Annotated in this window: 12 protein-coding genes; 10 read left to right on the top strand and 2 right to left on the bottom strand. The window is 71.4% G+C overall.

Annotated elements, in window-relative coordinates; all coding sequences use genetic code 11:
* Window positions 1–41 precede the first annotated feature (41 nt).
* From ACWGJ2_RS28350 to ACWGJ2_RS28380, 7 genes are all read left to right on the top strand, one after another.
* Window positions 42–1,766 carry a fatty acyl-AMP ligase gene (locus tag ACWGJ2_RS28350; protein WP_453349104.1) on the top strand — a complete coding sequence of 575 codons (1,725 nt, stop codon included), beginning with the start codon at window positions 42–44 and terminating at the stop codon, window positions 1,764–1,766.
* Between the two features lie 62 nt (window positions 1,767–1,828).
* A complete protein-coding gene (locus tag ACWGJ2_RS28355; RefSeq protein WP_453349105.1) occupies window positions 1,829–2,113 on the top strand; it encodes an acyl carrier protein in 285 nt (94 codons plus the stop codon).
* 308 nt (window positions 2,114–2,421) lie between these two features.
* Window positions 2,422–3,162, top strand: a complete 741-nt coding sequence (locus ACWGJ2_RS28360; protein WP_453349106.1) for a class I SAM-dependent methyltransferase — start codon at window positions 2,422–2,424, stop codon at window positions 3,160–3,162.
* Window positions 3,159–3,737 carry a pyridoxamine 5'-phosphate oxidase family protein gene (locus tag ACWGJ2_RS28365; RefSeq protein WP_453349107.1) on the top strand — a complete coding sequence of 193 codons (579 nt, stop codon included), beginning with the start codon at window positions 3,159–3,161 and terminating at the stop codon, window positions 3,735–3,737. Before ACWGJ2_RS28360 ends, ACWGJ2_RS28365 begins: the two co-directional genes overlap by 4 nt.
* A complete protein-coding gene (gene tdh / locus ACWGJ2_RS28370; RefSeq protein ID WP_453349108.1) occupies window positions 3,734–4,768 on the top strand; it encodes an L-threonine 3-dehydrogenase in 1,035 nt (344 codons plus the stop codon). The genes ACWGJ2_RS28365 and tdh overlap by 4 nt, the downstream gene beginning before the upstream one ends.
* Window positions 4,765–5,811 carry a GNAT family N-acetyltransferase gene (locus ACWGJ2_RS28375; protein WP_453349109.1) on the top strand — a complete coding sequence of 349 codons (1,047 nt, stop codon included), beginning with the start codon at window positions 4,765–4,767 and terminating at the stop codon, window positions 5,809–5,811. Before tdh ends, ACWGJ2_RS28375 begins: the two co-directional genes overlap by 4 nt.
* A gap of 114 nt (window positions 5,812–5,925) precedes the next feature.
* On the top strand, window positions 5,926–7,413 hold the full coding sequence (locus ACWGJ2_RS28380) for an FG-GAP-like repeat-containing protein (protein ID WP_453349110.1): 1,488 nt from the start codon (window positions 5,926–5,928) through the stop codon (window positions 7,411–7,413).
* A 25-nt stretch (window positions 7,414–7,438) separates the two neighbouring features.
* Here the strand turns inward: ACWGJ2_RS28380 and ACWGJ2_RS28385 are convergent, their stop codons facing one another.
* The gene (locus ACWGJ2_RS28385) at window positions 7,439–9,031 is read right to left on the bottom strand and encodes a hypothetical protein (protein WP_453349111.1); all 1,593 of its coding nucleotides are present in this window, start codon (window positions 9,029–9,031) and stop codon (window positions 7,439–7,441) included.
* A gap of 133 nt (window positions 9,032–9,164) precedes the next feature.
* Between ACWGJ2_RS28385 and ACWGJ2_RS28390 the strand changes: the two genes are divergently transcribed.
* The 3 genes from ACWGJ2_RS28390 to ACWGJ2_RS28400 all read left to right on the top strand — a co-directional run bounded on the left by ACWGJ2_RS28390 (window position 9,165) and on the right by ACWGJ2_RS28400 (window position 12,768).
* Window positions 9,165–11,471 (top strand): alpha/beta fold hydrolase, encoded by a 2,307-nt coding sequence (locus tag ACWGJ2_RS28390; protein WP_453349112.1) that lies wholly within the window; start codon window positions 9,165–9,167, stop codon window positions 11,469–11,471.
* Window positions 11,472–11,558: 87 nt separating this feature from the next.
* The gene (locus tag ACWGJ2_RS28395; protein ID WP_453349113.1) at window positions 11,559–12,074 is read left to right on the top strand and encodes a Rieske (2Fe-2S) protein; all 516 of its coding nucleotides are present in this window, start codon (window positions 11,559–11,561) and stop codon (window positions 12,072–12,074) included.
* A gap of 79 nt (window positions 12,075–12,153) precedes the next feature.
* A complete protein-coding gene (locus ACWGJ2_RS28400) occupies window positions 12,154–12,768 on the top strand; it encodes a DUF1707 SHOCT-like domain-containing protein (protein WP_453349114.1) in 615 nt (204 codons plus the stop codon).
* 34 nt (window positions 12,769–12,802) lie between these two features.
* Here the strand turns inward: ACWGJ2_RS28400 and ACWGJ2_RS28405 are convergent, their stop codons facing one another.
* On the bottom strand, window positions 12,803–13,486 hold the full coding sequence (locus ACWGJ2_RS28405) for a cysteine hydrolase family protein (RefSeq protein ID WP_453349115.1): 684 nt from the start codon (window positions 13,484–13,486) through the stop codon (window positions 12,803–12,805).
* Window positions 13,487–13,620 lie beyond the last annotated feature (134 nt).

A 13,620-nucleotide genomic window follows, 5' to 3' on the forward strand; every position in this document is an offset into this window, starting at 1 on the left:
GTCACCGTCCCGATCCCAAGCCAGTCGCGGAGGACGAACCCATGTCGCATTCCCTGGCCGACGCACCCGACCTGGTGACGCTGTTCCGTGAGCGGGTGGCGGCCCAGCCGGCCGCCGAGGCGGTCGCGTTCCTCGCCGAACCCGACGACCTCACCGGCGGCATGGTGCGCTGGTCGTACGCCCAGCTCGACGAGGAGGCGCGCGGCCGCGCGGCGTGGCTGCGGGAGAACGTGCCCCCGGGCTCCCGCGTGCTCCTGCTCCACCCCAACGGCCTTGAGTTCGCCGCGGCCTTCTTCGGCTGCCTGTACGCCGGAATGATCGCTGTCCCGGCTCCGCTTCCGGGCCGCTATCCGCACCACCGCAAACGGCTTGCCGCGATCGCCGCCGACTCCGGCGCCACCGCCGCGCTGACCACGTCCCGGCATCTGGACGAGGTGCACACGTGGATGAGGGACATGGACGTCACCACGATCCGCACCGCCGCGGGTGACGAGCCCGGATTCGGCGACCCACGGGGCTGGGCGCCCCCGCCGCTGGACCGGTCGACGACAGCCCTGCTCCAGTACACGTCGGGATCGACCGGCGCCCCCAAAGGCACGGTCATCCAGCACGACCAGTTCTTGTTCAACAGCGACGAGGGCATGCGAGCGCTCCAGTGGCGCGGGCCTTCGGGCGGCTGGCTGCCGCTGTACCACGACATGGGGCTCAACGTGTTCCTGTGGCCGCTGCTGCGCGGCGACAGAAGCGTGCTGATGGAACCGCTGGCGTTCGTCCGCAGGCCGCTGCGCTGGCTCCAGTTGATCGAGAGCGAGAGCCTGACCGTGTCGTTCGCTCCCAACTTCGCCTTCGAGCTGTGCACACGCAAGGTCAGCGAGGAGCAGGCGGCCGCGCTGGACCTGTCCCGCTGGGACCTGGCCGGCTGCGCCTCGGAGCCCATCGCACCGGACACCCTCGCCGGCTTCAGCGCCAAGTTCGCGGCCTCCGGACTCCGCCCGGAGGCGGTGGTCCCCGTCTACGGCCTCGCCGAGGCGACCGTGTTCGTCTCCGGGCACCCGGGCCGACGACCCGTGACCAGCGAAGTGGACCTCGACGCGCTCGCACGGGGCACGTTCGCCCCGGCCACCGGAGCGGCCCGGACGCGCGAGATCGTCAGTTGCGGTGTGCCCACCCCCGCGGTGGAGATCCGCGTGGTCGACCCGACGTCCCGTGAGGTGCTCCCGGGAGGCTCCCTCGGAGAGATCTGGCTGCGCGGTCGCAGCATCTCCCCCGGCTACTGGCAGCGGGACGACAACGCGGAGACCTTCGACGCCGTCACCGCGAACGGCGCCCGCGGCTACCTCCGCACCGGCGACATCGGCGTACTGCACGAAGGTGAGCTGTATGTGCACGGGCGGCTCAAGGACGTCATCATCGTGCACGGGCGCAACGTCTACCCCCAGGACGTGGAGCACGAACTGCGCGCCCAGCACCCGGAGTTGGGCAACGCGGGCGTGGTGTTCGGCGGTCCTGGCCACACCCATGGCGGCGACGAGTCCATGGTCGTCGTCACACACGAGGTGCGCCACATGCGGCACGACGAGTTGCCCGCTCTCGCGGCCGGTATCCGGCACACGGTGGGGCGCGAGTTCGGCATCAGCGTCGACAGTGTGGCGCTGCTCAAACCCGGCAGTGTGCTGCGCACCACGAGCGGCAAGGTGCGCCGCGCGGCGATGCGGGACCTCTTCCACCAGGGCCTGCTGACCCCCCTCTACCAGGACCCTCGCTAGAAGGTGTCTTCAACGTCCCGTCCGGGACGCGACGTACTGGTCCACTCACCCGAAGGGCTCCCATGCACATGCAGAACGCCGGTACCGACGCGCTCCACGCCGAACTCCAGGACTGGCTCTGCGCCCGCCTGGCCGAGGAGCTGCGGCTCCCGCGGGGGGAAGTCGATCCGACTGTGCCCATGTCCGCGTACGGCCTGGATTCGGTCAAGGCCATCACCCTTCTCACCACGGTCGAAGACCACGTGGGCTTCGAGATCGACCCCAACGCCCTCTGGGAGTTCCCCACCGTGGCCTCCCTCACCGAGTCGCTGGCCGGCCAGTTGGCCACCCGGCCCGCGCAAGGTTGAAGCCGGCTGCCGCGGGCGGCGGGTGCGCGTCGGCCCGTGGCAGCGGGGCGAAGCCGGAATACGGGCGCACCGTCCCCGCTTCCGGCCCGCGTCCTTGGTCGTCGCCGTTCACCCCGTTCACTCGGTGCGACCTGGATTCTCCTTCCTGCGGACCACGCGACGCAGTTGGCTGGAGAAGCGGCCCCTGCGCCGCCGGGCCCCGTGCTGAGTGGTGCTGAGTGGTGCTGAGTGCCGTGTACGGCTGCGCCCGACAGTTCGGTACGCCGGTGGGCCGGGAAGTCGGCCCCGGGAGTCGGGAGAGGGCCGCGGTGGAGTCCAGTCAGTTCGATGCCTTGGCGCAGATGTACGAGGAGTTCTCGGAGCTTCCTTTCCGTCGGCACATGGAGTTCCCCACCGTCTTTTCGCTGCTCGGAGAGGTCAGCGGGCTGCGTCTCCTTGATCTGGGCTGTGGCAGCGGGGTCTACAGCCGCCTCCTCGCCGCGTCGGGGGCCGACGCGGTGACCGGACTCGACGAATCCGCCGGCATGATCGACTACGCGGTGCGACGCGAGGAGCGGGAGCGGCTCGGCGTCGACTTCCACTGCGGTCCGCTGCCCCACCACCTCAAGGGAACCTTCGACCTGGTGCTGGCCGTGTACGTGCTGCCGTACGCCACCCGCTACCAGGAGCTGGTGGCCATGTGCCGCACCGCCGGGGAGGCGCTGCGGCCGGGAGGGCGTCTGCTGACCCTGCCGGTGAACCCGGACTTCCACCCCGACCCCGGCTACTACGCGCCCTACGGCTTCCGCCTGTCGGCCGAGGCGCCACGCGAGGACGGTTCGCCCGTCGGCCTTCACCTTCGGTTCGGCCGTCACGACGCACACGTCACCGCCCGCTACTGGACTCGGCCGACCCTGGAGAAGGCCCTGTCCGAGGCGGGCTTCACGGGGCACACGTGGCGAGCGCACCAGGTCTCCCCTGAGTCGGTGGGCGATCCCTTCTTCCAGCCATACCTCGATGTGCCGCACGCTGCCGTCATCGAGACGTCCAAGGAGGTGCCCGCGGGATGACTCCCGTGCCGCTGCTGAGGGAACGCAGCAACGTACTGATCGAGAACGCCCGCTTCATGACACTGGCCACCCAGGGCGCGGACGGCCCCTGGGCGTCGACCGTCAACTACGTACCGTTGCGGGAGCCACTGCGGCTGCTGTGGTACTCGCTGCGCCGGTCCCGCCACTCCCGCAACATCGAGACACACCCCGAGGTGTCCGGCTCGCTCTTCATGACCGGTCTGGACACTCAACTGACCCTGGACGGCGCTCAGTTCACCGCTACCGCCGAGGCGGTGGGAGCGGACCGACTGGCCGAGCTGAGCGACTGGTACTACGCGCGGAACTTTCCCGACGAGACGGTCAGGGCCCAGTGGCGGCTGCCGCGGGAGGAATTCACCGGAGACGGCCCGCGCCGCTTCTACCTCCTCACCGTCCACGAATGGTGGCTGCTGGACGTGGACCAGTGGCTCGTGGACATGAACGACCAGCGGATCGCCGTCCCGCTCGACGCGGTGACCACGCGCGGCGCGACGGATGCCGCGCGGCCGGAGGAGACGGAGTGGACCGGCGGGACCGTGGAGGGCGGCGCATGAAAGCACTCGTCAAGACCACCCCCGGTGAGGGGCTGGAACTCACCGACGTGCCCGTACCCCGCGTGGGACGTCATGACGTGCTGATCCGGGTGCTGCGCAGCGGGATCTGCGGTACCGACCTCCATCTGTACCGGTGGGATGCCTGGGCGGCCCGTGCTCTTGAGTTGCCGAGGATCATCGGCCACGAATTCGTCGGCGAGGTCGCGGCGACGGGGGCCGGGGTCGGCGGCCTCCGCCCGGGCCTGCTGGTCAGTGGCGAGGGCCACCTCACCTGCGGAGACTGCGTGCGCTGCCGTGCCGACGACCGGCACCTGTGTCTGGACGTCCAGGGCTTGGGCATCCAGCGCGACGGCGCCTTCGCCGAGTATCTCGTCCTGCCCGCCGAGAACGTGTGGACCCACCCGCCCGGCACCTCGCTCGATGTGGCAGCCCTGAGCGACCCGTTCGGCAACGCCGTCCACGTCGCGGACGCCTTCGACGTGCGGGACAAGACGGTGCTCGTCACCGGCGCCGGGCCCATCGGAGCCATGGCCACGGCGGTCGCCGTGCACCGCGGCGCCCGGCTCGTCGTGACCACCGACATCGCTCCCCTCCGGCTCGACCTGGCCCGCGCGGCCGGTGCACACCATGTGGTGGAGGCAACCCCCGGTGCCGTGACACGCACCGCGCGGGAACTGGGTCTGGCCGACGGCTTCGACATCGGATTCGAGATGTCGGGGAGCCGTGAGGCGGTGCGCGAACTCCTCGGGTCGGTCGCCCACGGCGGACAAGTCGCCGTCCTGGGCCTGCCTTCCGACCGGGTCGCCACCGACTGGGCCGACATCTCCATGCGCATGCTGACGATCCAGGGTGTCAGCGGCCGTCAGGTGTTCGACACCTGGCACAGCATGTCCCGCCTGATCGCCGACGGACTCGACCCGTCCTTCACCGTCACCCACCACTATGCGGCGGAGGAACACCTCAAGGCGTTCACCGCCGCGGCCGAAGGCACGGCGGGCAAGGTGCTCATCGACTGGGGCGAACCCTCATGACCCCGCGTCACACCAGCTCCGCCACCCTGCTGACCAGCGACTACGACTCCGAGATCCGTCTCTCCATCGACGACGTCGGGCCCGAATGGGACGAGCTGATGACCGTGGCCCGCGCCCCGGTCTTCTACCGCCGCCCCTTCCTCCGCGCCTTCGAACGGCATCCGCTGCACGCCGTCGAGCGCACCGCCTACCTCCTCATCCGCGACCACAGCGGCACGCTCCAGGCAGCACTGCCCGCCTGTCTCCAGTCGGGCGTCGATCCGATGCGGGTCATCCACGACCACTTCCCCCACGCGGTGGGGCAGCCCGCCCTGCTCAGCCATGTGTGGCACTGCTACGACTCCGTCCTGCCGACCCGGCCAGGCGCCGAGCCCGCCACCGCGGCGGCCCTCGACACGCTTCACCGCACCGCCCGGGACTGGGGTGCCCGGCTGTACGGCCTGGCCAACGTGGACGGCGCCACCCGCCTCGACGGCATGCTGGCGGCACGTGGCATGTCCGGGGTCGACATCGACATCGGGTGGGGGCTCGACCTGACGGCCGTCGGCGGCTACGAAAACTACCTCGCCTCCCTGCGCAGCAAGCCCCGCCGCAACCTCCACCGCGACCTGCGGGCCGCCGAACAGGCCCGGGTCACCGCCGCCGTCCACCGTACGGACGACGCGGACCTGGACGGATTCGTCGAGCTGGCCCGTGCCACCGCCGCCAAGTACGACAACTCCGACTACTACCGGCCCGGCCTCTTCCAGGACTTCGTCCGCGCCCTCGACGACGACGCGCGGGTGCTGGAACTGCGCATCGACGACCGGCTGATCTGCTCCGGCCTGCTGCTCACGGACGACACCCGCTACCACTTCTGGGCCTGCGGCTTCGCCCCCATGGACGGCTTCAGCGGCTTCTACGTCGCCTTCGACCAGGTGATGCGCGGAGCATTCGCGTCCGGGCGCACATGGGTCGAGCTCGGCCGCCGCAACCCCGTCTTCAAACGCCGTTACGGCCTCACCCCCCGCACCCTCCGCACCTGGCTGGCCGACACCACATGAGCCGGGCCCCTCACCGGGCCCGCCCGGCACAGGTCACGCATCTGTGCCACGGCACCGTTGTCCCGCACACTTGCTCCCACGGTGCCCGAGTGGGCACGGGAGGGGCGGTTTCTGATGAGACATCGCGCAAGACGGGTGCTGGCGGCCGGGCTCGGGGTCCTGGTCGCCGGCGCGTTGGCCTGTACGGCGCAGGCGGCTCCGTCGCAGCAGGTCCGGCAGGGGCAGCAGGCCCAGCAGATACGGCAGGACTTCAACGGCGACGGTTACCAGGACCTCGCCATCGGCGCGCCCGGGAAGTACGGGGAGGAGACCTCCACGGGCTATGTGGCCGTCACATACGGCTCGGCCTCCGGCCTGCGCACGGCAGGCAAGACGGTCATCGAGCAGAACACGTCCGGGGTGCCCGGCGCCTCGGAGCTGGGCGACCAGTTCGGCTACCGGCTGGTGGGCGGTGACTACGACGGTGACGGGTTCACCGATCTGGTCGTCGTCAGCCCCGGCGAGCGGTTCGACGATCCGGACGGCTCGGACCCCGGCGGCTGGGGCTCGCTGACCCTGCTGTGGGGCGGTGCGAACGGGCTGAGCGGCCAGGGCGCCAAGCTGCTGTCGGCCGGTGTCCAGGAGAACTACCGGTACGGGCATCACGTCTACGCCGGTGACTACAACGGCGACGGCGGGCAGGACCTGCTGGTGTCGCGCGGCGGCGACCACGGATTCGCCGTGCTCCAGGGGCCGTTCACCCGCTCGGGAGAGCCCGCTGACATCACACCGGTCGAGCTGGGGAACCTGGAGAGTTCCGTTCCCTCCGTCATCGTGGGCGATCTGAACGGGGACGGCGCCGACGACGTCGTGGTGTGCCAGTCCTTCGAGGAGTCCAGTGAGCTGTCCCGCCTCTTCATGGGCGGCCCGGGCGGTCTCACCTTCGAACGCACCCTGCCCTACGCCGCGACGGGCGCCGTCGGCGACTTCGACAAGGACGGGTACGGCGACCTCGCCTACCGCGCCGTCACCGGGCTCTTCGAAGAGCTGCCGTACGACCCCGGCACCGTGAAGGTGAGCTACGGAACCGCGAGCGGGCCCGGCACCCGCACGGCCACCTTCACGCAGAACACCTCCGGCGTCCCGGGCACCAGTGAGGCGGACGACCAGTTCGGCGGCACGCTCTCGGCCGGTGACGCCAATGGTGACGGCTACGCCGACCTCGCCGTCGGGGTGCCGTACGAGGCCGTCGGGACCGCGAAGGCGGCGGGCGCGACGGTGCTGCTCAAGGGCTCGTCGACGGGTCTGACCGGCGCCGGGGCGCAGGCGTTCCACCAGGACACCGCGGGCGTCACCGGGGTCGCCGAGCAGGGTGACCACTTCGGCAGCGCGATCCAGCTCGCGGACTACGGCGCCGACGGCAAGGCCGACCTCGCGGCCTCCGCGCCGGGCGAGAACGACTCCAGCGGCGCGGTCTGGTCGCTGCCGGGCGCGTCCGGCGGCCTCACCGCCACCGGGTCGCTCTCCTTCGGCCCGGCAGCGCTCGACGCCTGGTGGGGGACGAACGTACTGGGCGCGTCCTTCGGCGGCTCAGCGTACGCGCCGCTGTGGGGCCCGGACTGAGGCCCCGGGCCCTGGGGGCGGCTGCTCAAGGGGTGTCGCGTACTGCCGTCAGGCCGTTGAACACCCCCACGTACGCCGTACCGTCGGGACCGAGGGTCACCGGCGCCCAGTTGTTGTCGTAGGCGAGGCCCGTGCCGACGAGACGGCGCCAGCGGCGCTCGCCCGTGCGGAAGTCGACGGCCGTCAGATACCAGGCGTCGATGCCCAGGGCGTTCGGCGGCTTCTCGTAGAAGTAGAGCAGCCCGCTCGCGGTGGAGAGCTTCGGCACCGTCGAGGGGGAGCGCACGTCGCTCTCCCAGACGGTGTCGCAGCCGCTGCCGTCCGGGCGCACGTCGACGCGGGTGGCGCCGCCGGCCACGGAGCGGCCGAAAGTGAGCGAGGTGATGTTCTCGTAGCCGTAGTTGTTCTCGACGACCAGGCTGTTGCCCCAACTGATCAGTGAATTGTCGGTCGTCGAGGCGCCGCTGCCGAACACGGGCACCTTGCACACCAGACGTTCGTCGTCGGGCACGTCCTCGCCGAGCCGGTACACCAGGACGTTCATGCGGTCGTCGGCATTGTCCGTGATGGCGACGTATTTCTGCCCGCCACCATTCTCTGCGTCGCCGCCGAACAGGTCGGGTGTGGTTCCCGAACCCTGGTTCACCGAGCCGGGTTTGCCGCCCGTGCCACGGTCGTACGTCTGCCGCCAGACCGCCCGCGGGGTGCCGTCGTCGGTGGCGCGGAAGCTGTAGAGCGCGTGGTCGGAGACGATGGAGACCCCGTCCTCCGCGACGGAGAAGGAATTCTGGATCTCCTCGCCTTCGAGCCGGATGGAGCGGACGGTCCCCGTGTCCGGGTCGACGGTGCCGACGCGGCCCTGACGCGTCACCCACCAGAGTCGGCCCTCCCAGTCGGGCATCACGGAGGTGACCGGGTCGCACTCGCCGCTCGGGTAGAGGTTGGTCCACGAGACGCAGTCGTGCGGGACGTGTGCGGTGAGGTCCCACTCGTCGGTCACCTCGAAGCGCCAACTGCCGTCCGCCGAGCGTTCGTGCGCGAGGCGCAGGATGTGCTGCCGGGAGTCGGCGAACACCAGGCGGTCCTTGTCGTCGAGGTAGGAGTAGGCGCCGCCGGAGGTGTCCTTGAAGATGCGGGAGAAGTCGAGCCGGGTGATGGCCTCCACCGTGGACGGCCGCTGCGGCAGCTTGTACTCGGCCAGCGTGTCCATGGTCTCCGGGTCGAGCAGCTTGACCAGGAACCCCTCGAAGGTCCCGCAGACGGTGACGATGCGGCCCTCCGCGTCGAAGGTGACCGTGGCGCACTCGCCGCCGAGCGCCGCCATCTTCTCGCTGCTCACCTCGGGGTTGCGGCCCTGCGGCCCCTGCCATGGGTATGTGCCGCTGCCTGCCGCGTCCGCGTGCATGCCGCTGCGCCCGTTGGGTGCCATGTACGGATGCTGCGGCGGCTTCGCGCCGGGCACGGGCGCCGGGTCAGCGGGCGCGCCCTCGTACTGCTCGACGAGCCGGTGGCCCGGTGCCTTCGGGATGTCGTCGGCGTACGCGGGGGTGGGCAGCGCGAACACCGCGACGGCGAGGAGCGACGTCAGAGCGCAGCGGTGTCGGGGTCTGCTCGGCATGGGGGGAACGTAGGTTCGCCCGCCTGAAGTGTCCATGGAAGGTGAAGGCTTTTCATGGCAACGCGACAGGCGCGACGCGACGCTCGACAGTGGCCGCTTCCCGAGTGCGCACGGGCAATGGCATGGTCACGGCATGAACAGATCAGCCGGACTCCCCCACGAGGTCAACCAGGCCAGCCAGGTCAACGCACCTGACTTTCCGCGGCAGTTCGCGCGGACGCGCCGCTTCTCGCTCGGTACGGTCAGGCACCCTCGCGTCTCCTCCGACGGTGCGCGGGTGCTGTTTCTGCGGACGGGCGGGGGCGCCGATCCGGTGGGGCGGCTGTGGGTGTGGGAGGACGGTGCGGAACGGCTGCTGGCCGACCCCCGCGCGCTCACCGTCCCCTCGGGCCCGGGCCCGGTCACCGAGGCGGAGCGGTCGCGCAGGGAGCGACTACGGGAGCAGACGGAGGGCGTGACCTCGTACGCGGCCGATGCCGACGCGCGTCTCGTGGCCTTCGCGCTCGGCGGGGCGCTGTGGGCGGTGCGTGCGGAGGGCGGGGGCGGGGGTGGCGCGAAGGGGGCCAGTGGAGGGGCCGGGGCCGGAGAGGGTGCCGGTGAAGGAATCGGGCCCTTTCCCGTACCGGCGGCGGGGCCCGTCGCCGACCCGCGCCCCTCGCCCGACGGACGGCTGATCGCCTATGTGACGGGCGGCGCCCTGCACGTCGTACGCCCCGACGGCACCGGTGAGGTGCGGCTCGCCGCGCCGGAGGGCCCCGAGGTGACGTACGGGCTGACCGACTATGTGTCGGCCGAATCGATGGGGCGCATGCACGGGTACTGGTGGGCGCCGGACGGCGGGGCGCTGCTGGCGGCGCGCGTCGACACCTCGCGGGTGCACCGTCGCTGGATCACCGACCCGGCCGACCCGGCGGCGCCCCCGCGCATGACCCGCTACCCGGCCGCGGGAACCGCCAACGCGGACGTCTCCCTCCACCTCCTCCACCTCGACGGGCGTCGCGTGGCCGTGGACTGGGACAGGACCGCCTTCGAGTACGTCGTCACAGCGGGCTGGGACGGACACGGTCCGCTGGTCACCGTGCTGAGCCGCGACCAGCGCACCCTCGCCGTCGACCCGGCCTCGGGGGCGACCCGGGTACTGGCGGAGCGGCGCGACCCGTGGTGGGTGGAGATCGTGCCGGGCGCCTGGTGCCGTACGGCCTCCGGGGCGCTGGTGAGCCCGTACGAGAGCGGGGACACGAGACGGCTGCGGGTCGGCGGGGAGACGGTCACACCTGTGGGGCTGCAACTGGGCGAAGTCCTCGGCACACAAGGGGAGTCGGTGCTCTTCACCGCGGGTGAGGACCCGACCGAGGAACACGTGTGGAGGTACACGCCCGGACAGGGGTGCCTGCGGATCAGCGACGCGCCGGGCAAGCACCACGCTGCCGTGGGCGGCGACACCCTCGTCCTGGACTCGCTCACCCGCGACGGGCAGGAGGTGAGCGTGGTGCACGTGGCGCATGCGGCGGAGGCGGAGGCCGGGAGTGGGCTCCGGGGTGCTGTGCGGAAGCGGGGGATCATCGCCTCGCGCGCCGAGAAGCCCTCGGTCCTCCCCCGCCCCTTCTTCCTGTCCCTCGGCGACCGCCAGTTGCGCAGCGCGCTGTTCCTGCCGTCCTGGTACGTGCCGGGCGCGCCCGGCACCGCCCCGCTCCCCGTACTGCTCGACCCCTACAACGGCCCCGGCGCCCGCCAGGTGATGCGGGCCAGGCACTGGAGCACATGCGTGTCGCAGTGGTTCGCCGAGCAGGGCTTCGCCGTGCTGGTCACCGACGGGAGGGGCACCCCGGGCCGCGGCCCCGCCTGGGAGAAGGCCGTCAGGGGCGATCAGCTCACGCCCGTGCTGGCGGACCAGATCGACGCGCTGCGCACGGCGGCCCGTTCCCGTCCGTACCTGGATCTGGGGCGGGTGGCGATCCGCGGCTGGTCCTTCGGGGGCATCCTCGCGACGGCGGCCGTACTGCGTCACCCCGACGTGTTCCACGCCGCCGTCGCCGGGGCGGCGCCCTCGGACCAGCGGCTCTACGACACACACTGGAAGGAGCGCTTCCTGGGACACCCCGACGAGGAGCCCGAGAACTACGACCGCTGCTCGCTGCTGACCGAGGCCCCGCTGCTGCGGCGCCCGCTCCTGCTGGTGCACGGGACCACCGACGACAACGTGGCCTTCGCGAACACGCTGCGCCTGTCGGCCGCGCTGCTGGCGGCCGGGCGGGAGCACACCGTTCTGCCGCTGCCCGGACAGTCGCACATGGTGACGGACGAGGCCGCGGCGGAGGCACTGCTCGGATTCCAGCTCCGGTTCCTGCGCGAGGCACTCGCGAGGCGCGCGGACGCGGAGCGCATGGGGCCCGCTGACCACGGGGCGGGGCGCGGGCAGGCGGATCCGGTACGGGGCTGAACGCGGCGGCGCCGCGTTCCGTATGGCCTGGAGAACCGTTGCACGGAGTTGTTCCACGAGGGTTGTCCACGGAAGGGAAGTGCCGTAATGAACGCCTCTCTCACCTCACGTCTCACCTCACGTCTCACTTCACGACGCACCTCACATCTCGCCTCGCGCCGGTCCGTCCTCGCTGCCGCGGGCACGGTCGGGCTCGCCACCGCACTCGTCGCCTGCGGCGGCTCGGGGGAGGAAGACGGGCAAGAGGCGGGCGATGCCGCGCCCGAGGGCGACGCGGGAGAGGACGCCGAGGACGGGGCCGGTGCCGGTGAGGGCCAGGAGCTGGGCAAGGCGGCCGACATCCCCGAGGGAGGGGGCAAGGTCTTCAAGGAGCAGAAGGTGGTGGTGACCCAGCCCAGCGCGGGGCAGTACAAGGCGTACTCGGCCACCTGCACGCACAAGGGCTGCCTGGTGACGGAGGTGGCGAACGGAACCATCAAGTGTCCCTGCCACGGCAGCAGTTTCAGCATCTCCGACGGCAGCGTCTCCGGCGGTCCCGCGACCCGGCCGTTGCCCAGCGCCAAGGTCTCGGTGGAGGGCGGCACCGTGCGGCTCGACGACTGAGCTTCAGCACAGCGTGGGACGGGGGCGTGCGGCAGGCGCGTGGTGGGGGCGCGCGCCTGCCGTCCGTATGATTTCGCCCATGACAGCCCAACGCCCGGAACCCGCGGCGCACAGTGCCCTACGCGTTTCTCACGCCGACCGCGAGAGGGTCGTGGACCAACTGCGGGAAGCGGCTGCCGAAGGCCGTCTGGAGATGGACGAGCTGGACACCCGGCTGGGCCAGGCACTCACCGCCAAGACCTTCGGCGATCTGGCACCGCTCACCGCCGATCTGCCGCCCGTCGACTCTCCTGAGGGGACCGTCGGCCCTCCGGAGCGGAAGGAACCGCTGATCCTCAAGGGCGGCATGCACGGCGCGTCGCGCACGGGGCGCTGGCAAGTGCCCGGCCGGATCGCCGCCTACGGCAACATCGGGGGCGTCACGCTCGACTTCACCCTGACCGAAACCCGGCTGCCCGAGGTGGAGGTGGAGGTGCACGGCCAGATGGCGGGCGTCACCATCGTCATCCCCGGCGACTGGGCCGCGTCGACGGACGACGTGGAGCCCGAGATCGGCGGCGTACAGGACAAGACGACACCCGACCGCCTGCCCGGCACCCCGCTGATCCGTCTCACGGGCAACGCGGGCATGGGCGGCGTGATCGTCCGCCACCCCAACTTCCGCGAACGCCGCAGACTCAAGCGCGGCCGCTAGCGGAACCCTTGGCCGTGCCGTCCGCCGGGGCGTGTCAGCGCTTCTGCTGCCACACGCCCACCACGTCCGCCGTCCTGGTGACGGTGGCGACGAGGGCGAGGGTGTGGCGGATCATCACCGGTGTGTAGTCCACGGGCACACCGGCGATGGCGTCCTCGGGGACGACGGCGGTATAGCCGAGGTTGACGGCGTCGAAGACCGCGTTGGGTATCGCCACGTTCGCGGAGACCCCCACGACGACCAGCGACCGTATCCCAAGGTTGCGCAGCAGCGGGTCCACGTCCGTCCCGGCGAGGGGCGACAGCCCGTGCAGCCTGCGCACGACGATGTCCTCCTCCGCGACGGGCACGGATTCGGCGACGCGCACGGCCGAGGAACCGGTCAACTGCCGCACGGGAAGCCGCTCGGCCGCCCTGAACAGGCGCGCGTTGCTGTTCGAGCCCCGGCCGTCGGGACGCCGCTCGGCGACCGCGTGCAGCACCTGCACCCCCGCCGCGTGCGCGGCCCGCGTGAGCTGCGCGACGTGGTCGAGAGCACCCGACTCCCGTGCCGCCCGCGCCAGTTCGGGCAGCGCGCTCTCCTCCCCCACGACGCCACGCTGGCACTCGACGGTGAGCAGCGCCGTGCTCCCGGGCTCCACCGTGGCCGCGAGGCGCTCCCGCGCGGTGGAGCCCTCTCTGCCCCCGCCGTCCGTGCTGCCTGCCGCGTTCGCTGCCATCTGCGCTCCTCACGGTGACGGACGGGACATCCCGGCCTGGGCCAGGCCGGAGGATAGGAGGCATTGCGCACGGACGGAAGAGCCCTCATGATTTTCTGACACCTCATCAGGAGTCGGGCGGAGAGCGGAGAGAG

The sequence above is a fragment of the Streptomyces sp. NPDC054796 genome (assembly GCF_053611545.1).

Excerpts from the sequence above, each read along its gene's own strand:
- ACWGJ2_RS28350 (WP_453349104.1), top strand. The coding sequence starts at position 42 with ATGTCGCATTCCCTGGCCGACGCACCCGACCTGGTGACGCTGTTCCGT.
- ACWGJ2_RS28355 (WP_453349105.1), top strand. The coding sequence starts at position 1,829 with ATGCACATGCAGAACGCCGGTACCGACGCGCTCCACGCCGAACTCCAG.
- ACWGJ2_RS28365 (WP_453349107.1), top strand. The coding sequence starts at position 3,159 with ATGACTCCCGTGCCGCTGCTGAGGGAACGCAGCAACGTACTGATCGAG.
- tdh (WP_453349108.1), top strand. The coding sequence starts at position 3,734 with ATGAAAGCACTCGTCAAGACCACCCCCGGTGAGGGGCTGGAACTCACC.
- ACWGJ2_RS28375 (WP_453349109.1), top strand. The coding sequence starts at position 4,765 with ATGACCCCGCGTCACACCAGCTCCGCCACCCTGCTGACCAGCGACTAC.
- ACWGJ2_RS28380 (WP_453349110.1), top strand. The coding sequence starts at position 5,926 with ATGAGACATCGCGCAAGACGGGTGCTGGCGGCCGGGCTCGGGGTCCTG.
- ACWGJ2_RS28385 (WP_453349111.1), bottom strand. The coding sequence starts at position 9,031 with ATGCCGAGCAGACCCCGACACCGCTGCGCTCTGACGTCGCTCCTCGCC.
- ACWGJ2_RS28390 (WP_453349112.1), top strand. The coding sequence starts at position 9,165 with ATGAACAGATCAGCCGGACTCCCCCACGAGGTCAACCAGGCCAGCCAG.
- ACWGJ2_RS28395 (WP_453349113.1), top strand. The coding sequence starts at position 11,559 with ATGAACGCCTCTCTCACCTCACGTCTCACCTCACGTCTCACTTCACGA.
- ACWGJ2_RS28400 (WP_453349114.1), top strand. The coding sequence starts at position 12,154 with ATGACAGCCCAACGCCCGGAACCCGCGGCGCACAGTGCCCTACGCGTT.
- ACWGJ2_RS28405 (WP_453349115.1), bottom strand. The coding sequence starts at position 13,486 with ATGGCAGCGAACGCGGCAGGCAGCACGGACGGCGGGGGCAGAGAGGGC.